This window comes from Dolichospermum compactum NIES-806 (genome assembly GCF_002368115.1).
Taxonomy (GTDB): domain Bacteria; phylum Cyanobacteriota; class Cyanobacteriia; order Cyanobacteriales; family Nostocaceae; genus Dolichospermum; species Dolichospermum compactum.
In genome coordinates, this window is record NZ_AP018316.1 from 790,486 (window position 1) to 806,731 (window position 16,246).

General features: G+C 36.2%; 18 protein-coding genes and 1 pseudogene. 10 read left to right on the plus strand and 9 right to left on the minus strand.

What is annotated here, in order from left to right; genetic code table 11:
- Positions 1-21: 21 nt before the first annotated feature.
- A complete protein-coding gene (locus CA730_RS03690; RefSeq protein WP_096664114.1) occupies positions 22-381 on the minus strand; it encodes a hypothetical protein in 360 nt (119 codons plus the stop codon).
- Between the two features lie 303 nt (positions 382-684).
- Between CA730_RS03690 and CA730_RS25390 the strand changes: the two genes are divergently transcribed.
- Complete coding sequence (locus CA730_RS25390; protein WP_096664117.1) at positions 685-894, plus strand: element excision factor XisI family protein; 210 nt, start codon at positions 685-687, stop codon at positions 892-894.
- Here CA730_RS25390 and CA730_RS26375 read toward each other — a convergent pair.
- The 3 genes and pseudogenes from CA730_RS26375 to mutL form a co-directional block, all read right to left on the minus strand.
- Positions 874-1,086: pseudogene (locus tag CA730_RS26375) on the minus strand (transposase); the annotation flags it as partial. The gene CA730_RS25390 and the pseudogene CA730_RS26375 overlap by 21 nt on opposite strands.
- On the minus strand, positions 1,049-1,375 hold the full coding sequence (locus CA730_RS25400) for a hypothetical protein (RefSeq protein WP_096664120.1): 327 nt from the start codon (positions 1,373-1,375) through the stop codon (positions 1,049-1,051). The pseudogene CA730_RS26375 and the gene CA730_RS25400, both read right to left, overlap by 38 nt.
- A 72-nt stretch (positions 1,376-1,447) precedes the next feature.
- Positions 1,448-3,115: a DNA mismatch repair endonuclease MutL gene (gene mutL, locus CA730_RS03705; RefSeq protein ID WP_096664123.1), complete on the minus strand. Its 1,668-nt coding sequence runs from the start codon at positions 3,113-3,115 to the stop codon at positions 1,448-1,450.
- A 172-nt stretch (positions 3,116-3,287) separates the two neighbouring features.
- On the opposite strand from mutL, the gene CA730_RS03710 reads away from it, so the two are divergent.
- On the plus strand, positions 3,288-3,623 hold the full coding sequence (locus CA730_RS03710; protein WP_096664126.1) for a rhodanese-like domain-containing protein: 336 nt from the start codon (positions 3,288-3,290) through the stop codon (positions 3,621-3,623).
- A 235-nt stretch (positions 3,624-3,858) separates the two neighbouring features.
- On the opposite strand, the gene CA730_RS03715 is transcribed toward CA730_RS03710, so the two are convergent.
- The gene (locus CA730_RS03715) at positions 3,859-4,869 is read right to left on the minus strand and encodes an adenosine deaminase (RefSeq protein WP_096664129.1); all 1,011 of its coding nucleotides are present in this window, start codon (positions 4,867-4,869) and stop codon (positions 3,859-3,861) included.
- Positions 4,870-5,125: 256 nt separating this feature from the next.
- Here CA730_RS03715 and CA730_RS03720 point away from each other — a divergent pair, with 256 nt between their 5' ends.
- A complete protein-coding gene (locus CA730_RS03720; protein ID WP_096664132.1) occupies positions 5,126-5,584 on the plus strand; it encodes a pentapeptide repeat-containing protein in 459 nt (152 codons plus the stop codon).
- Between the two features lie 262 nt (positions 5,585-5,846).
- On the opposite strand, the gene metK is transcribed toward CA730_RS03720, so the two are convergent.
- Positions 5,847-7,088 (minus strand): methionine adenosyltransferase, encoded by a 1,242-nt coding sequence (gene metK, locus CA730_RS03725; protein ID WP_096671261.1) that lies wholly within the window; start codon positions 7,086-7,088, stop codon positions 5,847-5,849.
- Positions 7,089-7,395: 307 nt separating this feature from the next.
- Between metK and CA730_RS03730 the strand changes: the two genes are divergently transcribed.
- From CA730_RS03730 to CA730_RS03745, 4 genes are all read left to right on the plus strand, one after another.
- Positions 7,396-9,048 carry an AAA-like domain-containing protein gene (locus CA730_RS03730; protein ID WP_096671263.1) on the plus strand — a complete coding sequence of 551 codons (1,653 nt, stop codon included), beginning with the start codon at positions 7,396-7,398 and terminating at the stop codon, positions 9,046-9,048.
- A gap of 114 nt (positions 9,049-9,162) precedes the next feature.
- Positions 9,163-9,384, plus strand: coding sequence for a type II toxin-antitoxin system HicB family antitoxin (locus CA730_RS03735; protein WP_096664137.1), 222 nt, complete (start codon positions 9,163-9,165; stop codon positions 9,382-9,384).
- Positions 9,381-9,614, plus strand: coding sequence for a type II toxin-antitoxin system HicA family toxin (locus tag CA730_RS03740; RefSeq protein ID WP_096664140.1), 234 nt, complete (start codon positions 9,381-9,383; stop codon positions 9,612-9,614). Before CA730_RS03735 ends, CA730_RS03740 begins: the two co-directional genes overlap by 4 nt.
- 26 nt (positions 9,615-9,640) lie before the next feature.
- Positions 9,641-12,193: an AAA-like domain-containing protein gene (locus CA730_RS03745; RefSeq protein WP_096664143.1), complete on the plus strand. Its 2,553-nt coding sequence runs from the start codon at positions 9,641-9,643 to the stop codon at positions 12,191-12,193.
- A 68-nt stretch (positions 12,194-12,261) separates the two neighbouring features.
- Here the strand turns inward: CA730_RS03745 and CA730_RS25950 are convergent, their stop codons facing one another.
- Complete coding sequence (locus CA730_RS25950; protein WP_269076495.1) at positions 12,262-12,390, minus strand: PIN domain-containing protein; 129 nt, start codon at positions 12,388-12,390, stop codon at positions 12,262-12,264.
- Positions 12,391-12,440: 50 nt separating this feature from the next.
- Positions 12,441-12,647, minus strand: coding sequence for a hypothetical protein (locus tag CA730_RS03755; RefSeq protein ID WP_096664146.1), 207 nt, complete (start codon positions 12,645-12,647; stop codon positions 12,441-12,443).
- Positions 12,648-12,985: 338 nt separating this feature from the next.
- Between CA730_RS03755 and CA730_RS03765 the strand changes: the two genes are divergently transcribed.
- The 3 genes from CA730_RS03765 (at position 12,986) to CA730_RS03780 (ending at position 14,365) form a co-directional block, all read left to right on the plus strand.
- Positions 12,986-13,402 (plus strand): XisH family protein, encoded by a 417-nt coding sequence (locus tag CA730_RS03765; RefSeq protein ID WP_053541168.1) that lies wholly within the window; start codon positions 12,986-12,988, stop codon positions 13,400-13,402.
- A complete protein-coding gene (locus tag CA730_RS03770; RefSeq protein WP_096664149.1) occupies positions 13,390-13,743 on the plus strand; it encodes a XisI protein in 354 nt (117 codons plus the stop codon). Before CA730_RS03765 ends, CA730_RS03770 begins: the two co-directional genes overlap by 13 nt.
- Positions 13,744-13,969: 226 nt before the next feature.
- Positions 13,970-14,365 carry a CU044_2847 family protein gene (locus CA730_RS03780; protein WP_027403288.1) on the plus strand — a complete coding sequence of 132 codons (396 nt, stop codon included), beginning with the start codon at positions 13,970-13,972 and terminating at the stop codon, positions 14,363-14,365.
- A gap of 475 nt (positions 14,366-14,840) precedes the next feature.
- On the opposite strand, the gene CA730_RS03785 is transcribed toward CA730_RS03780, so the two are convergent.
- On the minus strand, positions 14,841-15,842 hold the full coding sequence (locus CA730_RS03785) for a phosphoribulokinase (RefSeq protein ID WP_096664152.1): 1,002 nt from the start codon (positions 15,840-15,842) through the stop codon (positions 14,841-14,843).
- Between the last annotated feature and the right edge of the window lie 404 nt (positions 15,843-16,246).

Consider the following 16,246-nt stretch of genomic DNA (forward strand, 5'->3'; position numbering starts at 1 on the left):
AGTGTGACACTTGCGTAAGTCCTATAATCTATAATAGCGACGCTTTAATACTGACTCAAAATAAGCCCAATCATCTCTTCCTGTTCCTTCAGATTCATCCTTTATTGCTTCTTGTGACTCAAATATTTCATCTGCACCAACCCCACGTTTATAAACGATATCCATCAACATTAGGTCTAGATCACTTTTTGCTGATGATTTAACTAACTGTGCCTGTAAACTTGCAACTTTACCTTCAAGTTCTTTAATAAGAGCATCTTTTAGAAATTCACCATTTAGCTTGTCACATAATTTCTGCCAACTAGCAGACTTGACTCCAAAATGCTCTTTAGCTGCCTTAAATTTTTTGTATTGGTTTTTTAGTTGTTCAAGAGTATACATTTTATTGCTATGTAGTAGTTACGTCATGATAAATTGGAGCAGGAACAATTAGTAAGCTTAATTGTCTTATCCTATGGTGTAGTTATACGTTCTTTAATAAGAATACAAATTATCTGCTATCGCGTATACAGTAATTATACGTAAGCATACGATTTAATTAGTAAAAACTTAAAGACATTGAATACTTAGTCAATGTTTATCAAGAAATTAGTGGGATTTCACTTTATTTTATCAAATATCCGTGCCTAAACTCTGTCGGTACATTTTAATAGCTTACGAACCAAATCAAAAGGAGATAATCGCATGGAAAAACTAGCTAAATATCGTCAAATTGTCCGCGAGTTACTAATTTCTCATGCGACGACAAACGAGCCAAATATTGAATGTCAACTCATTTTTGATACAGAACATGATCATTATCAAATTCTCGATCTTGGCTGGCAAGGACGACAATCGTTCCATTTCTGGGTCGTTAACGTCGCTAGTTTCATCTGGTGTCCACCATGTACTTGAGTCATTCAACTTAAATTTTGCACCATGAGAACGGGGACGACCTCTGCCGCTATAAGGTGGTGGTGCATCATATACCACTCGATTGGGACGTAACCGCATTAACTTATCTGCGGGGATATCACTAGTTTGATTGATAAAACTAGCACAGCCATATTCACAAATCCCACAAGCTAATCGGACGTGTAGGTAGATTTTCGCACACCAGCTTTAGCTGTGCAGAGGCTTTTTGAATTGGATTCTCAAAACTGGTAATGCGTTGATGTAATAGCGGTAAAGCCCAACTTCCAGATGTCTCTGGGATGACTGCAATTGTGCTGTAGCCTTGTCCCAAGGTTACGGGTTTTGTTCCTGACATTGGTTGTTCTTGATGCTCATAGGTTCTGTCCTTTAACGTCGGTGCATCTATTCTCGCCCAAGCTGTATGATCTCCCGCTAAGATTATTCTTTCTGTGGGATTGAGTTGTTCTATATACAATTTCATTAATTCTGGAGTTTAGACTAATTAACCATGAAATATTGTATGAAGATTCAGCCGCATAAAAAACAAAATATTTCAAATTCCATGACTTTTGCCAATTACCCAATTACGTCGGAAAAACCGTGCTAGTGCTGATTCTTCCAAAGATAAATAAATTGGTCTACCATGAGGACAGGTGCGCGGGTTGCGGGTACGTTGCCAATTATCTAATAAGGTCTGCATTTCTGGTAAACTCATTTTTGTGCCATTGCGAATTGCACTCCGACAAGCAACAGCAACTTGAGCAGTTTGTAAATCTCCTCCCCAACTTAATTCTAAAATTGCTTCAGCACAATCTTCTCGTTGTTTTAACATGATAGGAATGTTACGTACTGCCCAAAGATTATCACCAAATGGTTCTATATCTAAACCAATCCGTTGTAATTGGGAAACCTGGGCTGGTGATAATTGATAAATAATAATTGGGGTTTCTACAGCTACTAATTGCCAACTATCACATAATTGTTCATATAATACTCGTTCATGGGCTATATGTTGTTCTACTAACCACATTCCTCCAGAATGTTCAGCAACAATATAAGTATTACTCAGTTGAGCAATGGCTTTTAAATAATTTTGATTTTCACTACTTTGGGATTTTTGAGAATTTTGAGAATTGAAATTATATTCACCTTTTGATTCTGCGACTTTTAGTAAATTACTAACTCTAGTTGTGTGAATGGATTCTTTAATATTATTTTGCGAAATCCGTAGAGATTTGTTAATAGCTTCAGTAATTTGTTCTTGCCAAAAAGTTAGTTCATTGAGATAAATTTCTGTTTTAGCTGGGTTGCGATTCCAGTTAATTTGTTCTGGGGAAATAGTTAAATGGAGAAAACAAACGGGATAGCGATCGCGTGGTAATGTTTTATGAAAAGCTGCAAGTATTGTCTGCTCTAATTCTGGTGCTTTAATCATCCTGCCATTAATTGCCACCTTCACCCAATCAGGACGATGACGATGGCATCTATCGGGTAATCCTATCACCAAATGCAAAGATGAATTTTCCCGATTTGGTATTTGTAAATTCACTTCATGTAAATCACCTTGTCGCACCTGGGGGAGAATTTGAGGAATGAGTTTTCCCACAGTTGGTGCGGGAGAAATCGTAAACCATTCTTTGTCATTTTGCCAAACTTGATAATTCACATGAGGATGACACAAAGCTATCTGTTGAATGACATTTTGTACAGCCTTTAATTGTTGATTTGTCGCCGGTAAACCTTGCCGACGAGCCTCACAATTAGCAAATAAATTATTAACTGTTACTACCGTACCCGGTGCGATCGCTACCACTTCTACTTGTGATACTTTTCCTTCATTATTATAAGCAACTCGCCAACCTTCACTTCCCCCCAAAGGACGACTTAAAACTTCTAAATCTGCCAAAGTTGTTAAACTATGTAGCGCCTCACCACGAAACCCCAAACTGCTGATTTTCCATAAATCTGCACTAGAATGAATCTTACTCGTACTGTGGGCGGTTGCAGCTTGTTGTAAATCATCCAAATTCATGCCACAACCATTATCCGCCACACGAACTCGCCATAATTGCGGCCATAAAGAAACGACAATGCGCGTTGCTCCAGCATCTAGGGAATTTTCCACCAACTCCCTGACAACAGCCACCAAAGAATCAATTACTTCTCCTGCCGTAATCAAATATACAACTTCTGTTGGTAAAGCTTGAATAGTAGATGCCATTATGAATAATTAAAAATTAAAAATTAAAACTTGTCTTACTGTGCAGAGAATTAGCTTACAATATTATGATCACAAAATTATCATTCCTAAAATCTGCTGTGATCCTAAAGAAATACGAATTAAGAAGGGATATTTGGTAAATTTCTGATTAGATTATCCCCAGAAAAAGCTTATGAGTATTAATTTAGTTGCTGATGTTCAAGACTTAAAAACCAGTCTCGAATGGGGTCAACCTGCTTTTACAATTATTGATGTGCGCGATCGCTCAAAGTACAATTATAGCCGCATCACCGGAGCAATTTCCATCCCCCTCAATGACTTGGAATCTCGCGCCCAAACCTCCCTATCCAGAGAACGCCAAATCTACATTTACGGCGAAAATGACAGCCAATCAGCCCAAGCTGTGAGAACCCTACAATTTCTCGGTTTTACAGCCGTAGCTGAACTCAGCGGTGGCTTACCAGCCTGGAAATCCATCAATGGCGCTACAGAAGGAACAGACTGTTAGATATTCAGGAGTCAGGAAGTAGGGGCGCAGGGCCTGCGCCCAGTCAGGAGTATGGCTAACGCCACGCTGCGCTATCAGGAGTTCAGGAGGAAGAAGAATAGTAATAGTTTTTTTTCACCAATTACCTGTTCCTTGCTTCCCTGCTTCCCTGCTTCCCTGCTTCCCTGCTTCCCTGTCACCTGTCACCTGTCACCTGTCACCTGTCACCTGTCACCTGTCACCTGTCACCTGTTCCCTACCTCAACAACCCAGTTAACAAAGATGCTGGACGTTGACTGTGAGGCCAAGCAAAAGCATGACGGAAAGCTGCATCTTGACAAGCTTGTAACTGTTGAAAATTGATAATGTCGTAAGTCAAAAGATTTTCATATTCAAACGGGAGACGCACATTATGTAAGCCCGCGTTATCCGTACAAATAGCGATATCCACCCCAGCTTCAAAACAGCGGTCAAAAACCAACTTCAGTTGCCGAATATCCTGTAAAGTCCCTGTTTTTAAATAAGTTGTCGGACAAACTTCTAAGCATTGTCCTCTTCTAGCAACTTCTGGCAGCAATTCAGGATACAAAAGCGGAATTTGGATACCGTGACCAATTCGCATTAAATAGGGCAACAATTCTGGATAACAACCATCCTTAGTTTCATAAATATGCCCTGTAGTGTTAATACCCAATGAATGGGCATAATTATATAAACTAATCCATTCTTCCATTCTTTCAGCATAATAGCGATCGCCACCAGCCACATCTATCGCACAAACATACTTTCTATTTTGCGCCGCCAAATCAATAATTGCCTTATTTACCTCAAAAGACAAACGGGAGTGCATACAAAGAATTTGACTAGTAACAATCGGATATTCCGGTACATAACTCGATTTACCCACAATATCCACAATTTCCGCCATTTTATCAATTCTTTCATCTTGACTTAAATGTTCAGGAGTTCGTAAATAGGGAGTATAGCGTAATTCCAAATAAGCCAAATTCTCAAAAATATAAGCACCACGTAATAACCGGTAAATAAAGTAAGGTAAAGTCTCCACAGTTTGCACACTTTCCACAAGAGTATGCAATTCTAGATATTCATCTAAAGTATTACGAGGACGAGTATAAAAATCTTCAAACTCTGCATATTCACCAAAGCGAGAAATCAACTCAGCATTATGACGCTGGAAATACCGCCATAGTACACGAGGTACAACTGAACCACCTAGATGCCGATGCAATTCTGCGTATAAAGCCATAGTGGTATTTCACCAGGAAAATTTCATTAATCTTAACAAAAACCACCACAAAAAACTAGGACTTACGAACTAAAGAACTTTACCACCAATCTACTTATTCGGCTTCATTATCCCCCTTGTCTATTCCCTAATCCAGAATCTAGAAAAAGAAATATCAAGCTTGTAGTTTAAATCAACATTTTTCCGCAAATTAGTGAGATAATGAATTCGTGAGGTAAAGAACGGACATAACTATATTGTGAGAGGGGGAAACTTTATGAGACTTCAACTATTAGCCGCCATGGCCTTGATAACTCCCCTGTTTCTAGCTAATTCAGTTCAAGCTGGAAGCCAAAAAGATCTACAGAAACTTTTGTCAACTAGAGAATGTATCCAGTGTAACCTATCAGGACTCAACCTCAGTGGTACTCATCTAATTGGTGCAGACTTACGAGGCGCAAACCTTCAGGGCGCTAACCTAACAAATGCTAACTTAGAAGGTGCTGACTTAACTGGAGCAAACTTAGCCGGTGCTAACTTAACATCAGCCTTTGTTACCAACGTCAATTTGAAAAAAGCCAACTTAAACGGCGCAAACCTTACCCGCGCCACAGTTAATGATTCCAACGTCTATCAAGCATCAATGGACAATCTTAACATTACCGATGCTGGTATATATAACACAGGAATTGGTATTGGTGGCGAAGATGGAGCTAACTTTCCTGATTGGGACTAAGTAGATTAACTAGGACTTACGCACTATACAAATTAGACCTGATATGTTTTATGCGTAGGGTGCGTCAGATGGAAAAATATGGCTAATGTGGTTAAATTATCGGGTCTGACGCACCCTACAAGAGGCGAAAAACCGCAATCCATCTTTAGTAAAAGTTGTCAATGCGTAAGTCCTATTAACTTATAAAACTCTAAAAAAAAGAGGCTATAGATAATTAAATTGTCTATAACCTCAACTTATATCTTGTTATCAAACTAACTGATTAAGCAAAGGCCGCTTTCTTTAAAACATCCACCTTATCAGTGTGTTCCCAAGGTAAATCCAAATCCGTTCTTCCCAAATGACCATAAGCCGCAACGTCCTGATAAAAACGTCCGCCTCTTTCACTTGGTAAGTTACGTAAATTGAACACATGGATAATTCCCGCTGGCCGGAGTTCAAAGTTATCCTTGACCAAATTCAACAGAATTTCATCATCAACCTTACCTGTACCAAAAGTATCAACAAAGATACTCACAGGACGCGCCACACCAATGGCGTAACTTAGCTGCACTTCACATTTTTCTGCTAAACCAGCCGCAACAATATTTTTTGCTGCATAACGAGCCGCATAAGCTGCGGAACGGTCTACTTTTGTGGGGTCTTTGCCAGAAAAAGCACCGCCACCATGTCGAGAATAACCACCGTAGGTATCAACAATAATTTTCCGTCCCGTTAAACCGGAATCTCCTTGTGGTCCACCAATCACAAACTTACCAGTGGGGTTAACCAAAAACTTTGTTGCCTCACTTGGTTTAACAGTAATATCACCAAATATAGGTTCTACTACTTCTGCCCACAGGTCAGCCTTAATCTTAGCCTGTACCCCAGCATCATCGCTAATATCCCCAATGGTAGCTGTATGTTGGGTGGAAATTAAGATGGTGTCAATACCCACAGGTTTGCCATCTTCATAAACCACAGTAACTTGGGTTTTACCGTCAGGACGCAAATAAGGAAGAATACCAGCCTTACGAACTCCTGCCAATCTTCGCGCAATGCGGTGCGCTAAACTGATAGGTAAGGGCATAAGTTCCGGTGTTTCGTTACAAGCGAAACCAAACATGATACCTTGATCACCAGCACCAATTTTATCGAATAGCTCTTCACTATCCTCAGTTCTGGCTTCTTTAGCAATATTCACACCTTGAGCAATATCCGCTGATTGTTCATCCAAGGCAATTAGAACACTGGCACTATCCGCAGAAAAGCCATTATCAGCGTCAGTATAGCCGATTTCCGCAATTTTTTTACGGGCAAGATTGACGTAATTAACATGAGCTTTAGTGGTAATTTCTCCAGTAATTAGCACCAAACCAGTATTAACTACAACTTCTGCTGCCACACGGCTATTAGGGTCTTCTGCTAATAGCGCGTCAATAATGGTATCCGAAATTTGATCACAAATTTTATCGGGATGACCTTCTGTAACTGACTCGGAAGTAAATAAATAGCGTCGAGACAAAGGAATTTCCTCCTGAAAGAATGTTTTCACTGATGAGATACATCAGTTACTAATTTCTGAAATCATAACAATATTTACAGTTTTTGGAATAAGTATCTTTTATCCCAGTGTTTAAAGGCTTATATGTATAACAAGAAGCACTCAGATCCCCGACTTCTTTGAGAAGTCGGGGATCTTGTTGTTGAGAGTATCTACCAGAAAAGTCCTCAGTAACCTGAGATTGGATCACCGTTACGGTTTTGGTAACTATAAAGGATACAATACTTCATATACACAGTATTGGTAATATCTTCACAAAATGATGGTGATGAAAAGAATTCTTATTTTAACCGCTAACCCTACTAACACAAAACCGTTGCGTGTAAGTGAGGAAGTGAGGGAAATCAAAAGTGCTTGGGAGCGATCGCTCAACCGTGAACAATTTACAATTATTGTAGAAGAGGCAGTCCGTCCTCAAGAACTTCGTCGTACCCTATTAGGTCATAAGCCAGATATTGTGCATTTCTCAGGACATGGTGGAGGAGAACAGGGTTTAGCTTTAATGACAGATAATGGAGAAGCCTTTTTAGTCAAAGTTGCTCCTTTAGCCAAATTGTTTAAAGCATTACAAGAAATCTTTTTTATTGATTGTGTTTTTCTCAATGCTTGTTATTCAGATGTACAAGCAGAAGGTATTTATCCTTATGTTAATTATGTCGTCGGAATGAATCAAAAAATTGGTGATCAAGCCGCTAAACAATTTGCTATTGGTTTCTACGATACTTTATTTGCAGGACAATCAATTAAAAGTGCTTTTTATTTAGGATGTAATGCGATTGAAATGGAACATATTCCAGAGCATTTAACTCCGATTTTGAGGACAAAAGATGCAACGACTAAAAAAGCTATTATTCAGGGTGTACCTGAGTCGAAATCTAAACCTATTCAACCAAGAGATATTAATATTCCTTTTGAAAATTTAGATGGCCAAGTCCCCCTAAATTCTCCTTTCTATGTTGAACGTCCTCCCATTGAAGCTACCTGTTACACTGCTATTGTAAAACCTGGGGCATTAATTAGGATTAAAGCACCTCGACAAATGGGGAAAACTTCATTAATGAGTAGGATTTTAGATCAAGGAGAAAAGCAAGGTTATCAAACAGGATTTATTAATTTATGGAGTCGAGAATTATTTAAAAATCTCGATAGTTTTTTAGAGTCTTTTTGTGCAAATGTCAGTTTAGAATTAGGGATTGAAGAAAAGATAGATCAATATTGGAAACCTCAACGTTATAGCAGTCAAACTAATTGTACAAATTATTTCCAATCCTATCTTTTAAAAGAATTGAAACAGCCTGTGATTCTAGGATTAGATGAGGTAGATAGAATCTTTCAATATAGTGAAATTGCTGATGAATTTTTCACTATGTTACGTTCATGGCATGAAAAAGGCAAAAATAATGAAACTTGGCAAAAACTGAGATTAGTTCTTTCCCATTCTCAAGAAGTTTATATTTCTTTGGATGTGAATAAATCTCCTTTTAATGTGGGTTTACCAATTGATTTAAATAAGTTTAGTTCAGCACAGGTTCAGGATTTAGTTAAACGACATGGATTGCAATGGTCAAATACAGAAATTAATCAATTAATGGGGATGATTGACGGTCATCCTTATTTGGTGAGAACAGCATTATATCATATTGCTAATAACGACTTAACTTTAAAGCAATTTTTAGAAATTGCCCCCACTGAAGAAGGATTATATGAAGATCATTTGTATCGTCATCTTTTGATTTTGGAAGAAAATCAAGAACTAAAATCAGCTATGTTAAAATTGGTTAATAGTGATGATGCCGTTACCTTAGAACCGATTTATGCTTTTAAATTAAAAAGCATGGGATTGGCAGAATCAAAAGGTAATAAGGTAATTCCACTATGTAATTTATATCGGCTTTATTTTGGCGATCGCTTGCAAGATTAATTGATGTCATTTAAAATATAACAAAGTAGATCCCTGACTTCTGACATTGGTTTATAATTGATTGACATCATCAAGGAAGAAGTCGGGGATCTTAACCTCCCCTAATTTAAGATTATGACTAAAATTTTCACCGCTTATATTGAATATGATGCCGATACCAAATTATATGTAGGAATTATTCCCGCTATTCGAGGAGTTCATACTCAAGGAGCGACTTTAGACGAATTACAACAGAATTTAAAAGAAGTCTTAGAATTATGTTTGGAAGAATCTCAAGAAGATTTAAGTCAATTACCTCAATTTATCGGTATTCAACAAATTGAGGTGGCTTCATGAGTCGCTTACCTATTGTTAACTATAAAACGCTGAATCAACTTTTAATAAAGTTGGGTTTTTCCGTAGTTAGACAAAAAGGAAGTCATGTCTTTTATCGTCATTCTGATGGAAGAACAACAACTGTACCTAATCATCAAGGGAGAGATTTAGCAAGACCACTGTTAAGAGAAATTTTAAAAGAAATTGAATTAACTGTTGATAATTTTAATGAACACTTACAAAATCTTTAATTTTGGTATTTTGCAAGGACATAAAAATGGAAAATATAGACTCAGTGAATTATGAATATCAAGTAGGTGGTTCGCTCCCAGCTTCTGCTCCTACTTATGTTACCAGAAAAGCCGATAATGAACTATATCAGGCTATAAAAAAGGGAGAATTTTGTTATGTTTTAAACTCCCGACAAATGGGTAAATCTTCTTTAAGAGTTCAAACAATGAAACGACTTAAAGAAGTAGATGGATTTGCTTGTGCTGCTATTGATTTAACTGATATTGGTTCAGCTAATATTACCCCTTTACAATGGTATGCAGGAATTATTAATGAATTAATTAATACCTTTGAATTAAATGAAAAATGTGATATAGATAGTTGGTGGGATAAATATGACCAAGAATCTTTATCTGCGGTAAATTTCTTTGGTAATTTTCTCCGAGATATTCTTTTAAAATATGTTGAGTCAAATATCGTTATTTTTATAGATGAAATTGATAGTATCATTAGTTTAAAGTTTAATGTTGATGATTTTTTCGCTTTGATTCGCTCTTTTTATAATCGTCGAGTTGATAATATTGAATATAATCGTCTGAGTTTTGTATTATTAGGTGTAGCGACTCCCAGTGATTTAATTCAAGATAAAACGCGGACTCCTTTTAATATTGGTTATGGGGTGGAATTAACAGGTTTTACATTTCCAGAATCTCAAGCATTAGCAAAGGGATTAAGTGTTAAAACCAATCAACCGGAAAAGTTATTAGAATTAATTTTAAATTGGACTGGAGGACAACCTTTTTTAACTCAAAAGGTCTGTAATTTAGTTTTAAATGATCCCCACCAACCCCCCTTGGAAAGTGGGGAGTATGCAGAATGGTTAGAGAATTTAATTAGAACTAATATTATTGAAAATTGGCAAGCAAAAGATGACCCGGAACATTTACGCACCATTGAAAGACGGATTTTAATTGATGAACAAATGGCAGGTGAATTATTAGATATTTATCAAAAGATTTATCAACAGGGAGAAGTAATTAGTCAGAATACTGGAGAGGAAGGAAAGTTACAGTTATCGGGTTTAGTTGTGAAAAGAAATAATCATTTACAAGTTTATAATCCCATTTATCGAGAAGTTTTTAATCAACAATGGATTGATAATCAATTAGCTGCATTACGTCCCTATTCTGAAGCGTTTAGGGCATGGTATAATTCAGGTTGTCAGGATAGTTCTTGGTTATTACGAGGAAATGCTTTAAAAACGGCAGAAGTATGGGCAGAATCTAAGAATGTAAGTTTTCAGGATAAACAATTTTTAGCAGCTTCTCGTAAGCAGGAAATTGAAGAAGAAATTATTGAAAAGGAAAAGGAAGCTGAGTTAAAAAGGGAAAGAAAGGAAAAAGAAGCAGCAGAAAGAACGAGAATTATTGAGGAAGAAGCTAGAAAAAAAGCAGAAAAACAATTAAAAACAGGAGGATTAGTTTTATCTATTAGTGTAGTTTTTGCTGTAGTTTTTGGAATAACTGCATTTATAGCAAAACAAAATATTGAAAAAATGGAACAAAATGTTTCTAAAATCAGAGAACTATCAGCAGTAGCTTCTCAACTTCAACAAACAGGACAAAATAATGAAGCTAATCAATTTTTAAATATTGCAGGTTTGGTTTTACAAGATAAAATCAAAAATCAAGAACTTAAAGAAGCTTTATTGGATAGTTCTTTAGTTTCAGGATATGAATCTTTAAAAACAGAGGAGAAAAAAAATACAGAACTAGAATCACAATATAATAAAGCTAAAGAAGATTTGAATAAAAGTTTTGAAAAATTACCAAAAGAAAATAATTTTGATAAAAATGATTCTAGTTATTTAGCTACTTTAGTTTATATTTACTATGTAAAAGGTAAATTAGGAAAATCATTAAATAATTACAAAATAGCCTCAGATAAATATAATCTTCTCAAATCTCAATTAAAATCTTCTAATACTAATTTATTTAAGTTAGATCTCAATATTCTCTACAATGGTAATGCTGATATTGTTGCTTCTCTTTATCGTCAACTTAATGATTTAGATAAATCAAATACAGTTTATTATGAATCTTTAAAAACACATTTATTAAATGAATTAGACTATTTAATGAAGGAAAATAGATGGAAAGATGCAGCTTTAAAACATGATCAGTTTCTTTTTATTTCCGCTAAAAAAGAAAAAGAACTTTCTTTAAGAGACTATGATATTAAAAACTTTCAATGTAAGGATTTAAAAGAAGTAGATAAATTATGGGTTACTAACTCAAAAGGAAAATTCGGTTATAGCGTCCAAAAAAGGATATATCTGGAAACAGGCAATTCTTTAGATTTTGACTGGGAAAAAGGAAGTATATTTCATACAACAGAATATAAGAGTTTTGCCAAAAGGGTGGGATGGGACAGGAATGGGGTTACATTCAGGATAAAGGTGGGGGGTGAATGGAAGAGCTATGGGGAAGTGGTTTTGGATGAGCGAATGGATTCATTCGTAAACGGATCGTTACCAATTGATTATGGTTCGACATTCTTGGTTAGATTTGTAGAGTGTAGCAGATCAGGATTTTTGTAAATATTTTTTTAGCACCCATTTTCCAGGAAAGAATAGGCTTTTCAGAAATTCGATACCTCGCACAAGTCCTAACGAATAAAATTAATTTGACAAATATTAAGAGGAACAACAGGTTCAAACTCCTTACGATCTGAAGTAACTAAAATACTACTTTCTCGATTAGCCAGAGTTAATGCAAAACAATCTGCTAAACTCATTTCTGAAAAAAGCAATTAAAGCACAAGCATCTAAAATAATATTCATCTTGCTAATTTTCCAAAGCAATCTCTATCTGTTTCTTACCTGCAAAATCATCGCTACTTGTTGCCAGATTAGAATACTTCCCTCGTAATGAATGAATTATAACTTGCTTAGTTTCCTCTTCTCTTCTTTTGCGGAGTATTTCAAATAGAAAATCTTGATCTTCTTTTGATAAACTGGCCAGTGAATTAATAATTTCTTGCAACGTTATCATAAAATCTCTGACAATTTAATCATTGGCAAATTATAGCACAATCTCCCAGTTGAAAGCTTCCCGTTATTCAAAAAGCCTTCTTGCATTCCCGCCGCTTTTGAGTTAGAGTAAATATATATAAGCGTATTTAATACCCACAGACGGCATAAAGCTTAAATTGGAATTTAGCCAATGCCTTTTTGAGAGTATAGAGGAATACCTGACGGCATTCGTGACGAGTTAATCAAAATTCACAGTTATTGCAGCGAGTGGTAATATGATAACTGTATCCTGGTATTGAGTCGCGCTTTTGTCGTGGCATTAGATGTCATAATGAAATTTTACTCAATAGTTACATCATGCCAGCAAAAGATATATACCATAATGAAGTCAAAACGGCTTTAATAAAAGACGGTTGGACTATCACGGATGACCCTTACTTTATTAAATATGAAGATGCTGAACTTTACGCAGACCTAGCAGCAGAAAAACCTATAGCAGCAGAACGTCAGGGACAGAAAATTGTGGTAGAAATCAAGAGTTTTGTGGGTAAGTCGCAGATGTATGATTTTCATAATGCCTTGGGACAATACATAGTTTATCGGAAACTTATTCAACTTACTGCACCAGAATATAAACTTTATTTAGCTATTGATGATGTTGTGTATGAAAAGTTTTTTCAACGTAAGTCTGTACAAGCAGTCATCCAAGAAAATCAACTTTTATTAATAGTTGTGAATACAGAAAAGGAGGAAATTGAACAATGGATAAACTAGAACAATATCGTCATGCTATCAAAAAGATATTGACAGAATATTACGAAATGAGTAATCCTCAAAATGTTGAAAATGGCAAAATGGAGGCTAGTGAACGTTTAGCTTTTGATGAAAAAAGAGATCAATATATTTGGTTTAGGTTTGGCTGGGATGACAAAAAACAAATACAGCATATTATCATCTATCTTTGCATCAAAAACGGTAAAGTTTGGGTAGAAGAAGATGCAACTAATTTATGTGTTGTTGATGATTTGCTATCAACAGGAATACCTCAAAGCGATATTATTTTAGGTTTCCAGCATCCCAGTAAACGCAGTTTAACAGAATTTGCTACTGCTTGAATAGGTGATTATTCGTTATTCAAAAAGCCTTTTTGCATTTCCGCAGCCTTTGGGTTAGCATAAATATATCTGAGTATAGAGAAACACCTGACGGCTTTTGTGACGAGTTAATTAAAATTCACGGTTATTACAACGAGTGGTAATATGATAACTGTATCCTGGTATTGAGTCGCGCTTTGGTCGTGGCATCAGATGACGGTTACATTGTAAAAAATAATTTACCTTTATGTCACAACTAACGCCGATTCAACTAGAAGACGGAACAATTATTTATATTGAAGCATCAGAAAATATTGCTGTATCTATTCCCCAACCTCCAGAAAATGAGAACCTAGATTTTCTAATTCCCACCCCTGAACAAGCAGACCGCAGTTTTGGCTTAGAAAAACTGAACGAAAAACTGAATATTAAAGAACAGGGAGACAAACTCCAAAAAACTATTCAATCCTATTCAAAACATATTATTCAATCCTTCAAAGATTTAGCTCTAGCCGAAGTTGCTGAAGTTACTTTAGAATTTGGCGTTAATGTCGGAGGAATGACAGGAATCCCTTATATTGTCACAGGAAAAACTAGCAGTAATATTAAAATTACTGTTAAATGTAAATTTAATCAGAAATAAATTTTGTCAGAATCAGGATATCCACCGATTAAAGGATTTACAGGATGTTATTTTTGAATTAGTCTAGGAATCTTCCGCAATTTATAGTGTTTAGAGAATGTTGTTTATTTTAGGCATTTACTAGATAAGCTGTTACGCAGCTAAATTTGATAACCATAATTTACTTGAACTTTGTAGTGCGGGCATCTTGCCCGCTAGAATTATACAAACTAAATGTACAACAGCTTATTCTTTTCCACTTATCATCATAATCCTGAATTATGCGACAAACAAATAATCTACAAATAACAATCCTGCAAATCCTCAAATCCTGGAAATCCTGATTCAGACAAAATATTCACTTAATTCTGCCACAATCAAATAATATGCAAATAACAATCCTGCAAATCCTCAAATCCTGGACATCCTGATTCTGACAAAAAAAAGAGGGAACATATTCAACTGTCCCCCCTGATCTTTGACACAAACTGCTGTTTTAGACTTGGACTGCTAGTTTTGCTTCTTTAGCTGTCAATCGCTCATAAGCATCACGCATTTTCAAACCTGTCAATACTTGGAATAAACCAGTACCATTGTTAGAACCTGGATATTCACGGTGTTGTAATAACAAGTGAGTCATCTCACCTTGATATTTAGTGGATGTTTTGCTCAAATGAGTTTCGATGTAAATAATTTCATCGAGGTTATCAAATTGACCGTCTACTTCCAAAACAGAGACGTAACGACCATAGTAAACATCAGTACCGTAGTAAAGCTGCATACCGGGGTAAGAACAGGTCAGTTTGCGTCCGCAAGGAGTCCACTGAATCGTTGAACCTTCGTCAAACAGGTAGCTTGGCTCAAAGCCTTCTTTACCTTCCCGTTGTAACATCCGTACCCGTAAAACTTTACGTTCTGTATCGTTTTTAATTAAGTTTGTGGGTAATACTTGCAGAACCACGTCAGCAAATTCTCTTTGTGGTTCGATGAATTTTTCAAAATCAGGTTTACGAGAATTGATTTGTGCCAAAACATCTTCATAGCGGTGGCCTCTTTCAGCCATATCCCGTTGAATCTTCCAAGCAATTTTGACTTCATCGCTGATATCAAAATAAACGCTGAAATCTAGAAGATCTCTTACTCGTTCGTCATATAGGGGATGTAGTCCTTCTACAACAATAATATGATTTGGCTCAATCCATTCTGGTGGGTCAATCATGCCGGTTTCGTGGTTATAAATCGGCTTATGAATTGCTTGACCTTCTTTAAGAGCTTTAATTTGCTCATACATTAAGTCAAAATTATTTGCTCTGGGGTCAAGTGCAGTTATTCCTGTTTCTTTACGTTGTTTACGATCTAGGCAATGATAGTCATCTAAACAGATAACTGTCATAAATTCTTCGCCAAATAAATCAATCAACCGACGTAAAAACGTAGATTTACCGCACCCAGAGTCTCCGGCTACTCCAATTAGTACCACGCGTTCCGGCTTAGTCATAAATTTCCTCTAAATACTAAATGTGTCAATCAATAATTTTTCTCACAACAGATTTTGAATCCAGGAGCTTAACCCAACGGTATATTCCTACGTTCTGGCTACCCAGCATAACGATGACAGATTTCAACAAATAACTTATACGCCTATAGCAGTTACTCGTCCTAATTTAGTCTAATTTTATCGCTGGTAAGTATTTAATCTTAGTGTTGCACTAGATTTTAACAGAATGGGGTGTACTCTCACAAGATTTACCTTGAGAACGAATCTAGTTCCCTAGCAATTATCTGTTTAACATTCTGCCATAGATGATACATTTTTTTTTAGATTTGAGAGAAAATAGGAGTCAGGAGTCAGGAGTCAGGAGTCAGGATGAAGAAGAAAGAATAAAGGCATGTTAGTGTTTG

What these genes read in the sequence shown, in the direction of transcription:
- CA730_RS03690 (WP_096664114.1), bottom strand. Translation starts at nt 381, where the DNA reads ATGTATACTCTTGAACAACTAAAAAACCAATACAAAAAATTTAAGGCA.
- CA730_RS25390 (WP_096664117.1), top strand. Translation starts at nt 685, where the DNA reads ATGGAAAAACTAGCTAAATATCGTCAAATTGTCCGCGAGTTACTAATT.
- CA730_RS25400 (WP_096664120.1), bottom strand. Translation starts at nt 1,375, where the DNA reads ATGAAATTGTATATAGAACAACTCAATCCCACAGAAAGAATAATCTTA.
- mutL (WP_096664123.1), bottom strand. Translation starts at nt 3,115, where the DNA reads ATGGCATCTACTATTCAAGCTTTACCAACAGAAGTTGTATATTTGATT.
- CA730_RS03710 (WP_096664126.1), top strand. Translation starts at nt 3,288, where the DNA reads ATGAGTATTAATTTAGTTGCTGATGTTCAAGACTTAAAAACCAGTCTC.
- CA730_RS03715 (WP_096664129.1), bottom strand. Translation starts at nt 4,869, where the DNA reads ATGGCTTTATACGCAGAATTGCATCGGCATCTAGGTGGTTCAGTTGTA.
- CA730_RS03720 (WP_096664132.1), top strand. Translation starts at nt 5,126, where the DNA reads ATGAGACTTCAACTATTAGCCGCCATGGCCTTGATAACTCCCCTGTTT.
- CA730_RS03730 (WP_096671263.1), top strand. Translation starts at nt 7,396, where the DNA reads ATGAAAAGAATTCTTATTTTAACCGCTAACCCTACTAACACAAAACCG.
- CA730_RS03735 (WP_096664137.1), top strand. Translation starts at nt 9,163, where the DNA reads ATGACTAAAATTTTCACCGCTTATATTGAATATGATGCCGATACCAAA.
- CA730_RS03740 (WP_096664140.1), top strand. Translation starts at nt 9,381, where the DNA reads ATGAGTCGCTTACCTATTGTTAACTATAAAACGCTGAATCAACTTTTA.
- CA730_RS03745 (WP_096664143.1), top strand. Translation starts at nt 9,641, where the DNA reads ATGGAAAATATAGACTCAGTGAATTATGAATATCAAGTAGGTGGTTCG.
- CA730_RS25950 (WP_269076495.1), bottom strand. Translation starts at nt 12,390, where the DNA reads ATGAGTTTAGCAGATTGTTTTGCATTAACTCTGGCTAATCGAGAAAGT.
- CA730_RS03755 (WP_096664146.1), bottom strand. Translation starts at nt 12,647, where the DNA reads ATGATAACGTTGCAAGAAATTATTAATTCACTGGCCAGTTTATCAAAA.
- CA730_RS03765 (WP_053541168.1), top strand. Translation starts at nt 12,986, where the DNA reads ATGCCAGCAAAAGATATATACCATAATGAAGTCAAAACGGCTTTAATA.
- CA730_RS03770 (WP_096664149.1), top strand. Translation starts at nt 13,390, where the DNA reads ATGGATAAACTAGAACAATATCGTCATGCTATCAAAAAGATATTGACA.
- CA730_RS03780 (WP_027403288.1), top strand. Translation starts at nt 13,970, where the DNA reads ATGTCACAACTAACGCCGATTCAACTAGAAGACGGAACAATTATTTAT.
- CA730_RS03785 (WP_096664152.1), bottom strand. Translation starts at nt 15,842, where the DNA reads ATGACTAAGCCGGAACGCGTGGTACTAATTGGAGTAGCCGGAGACTCT.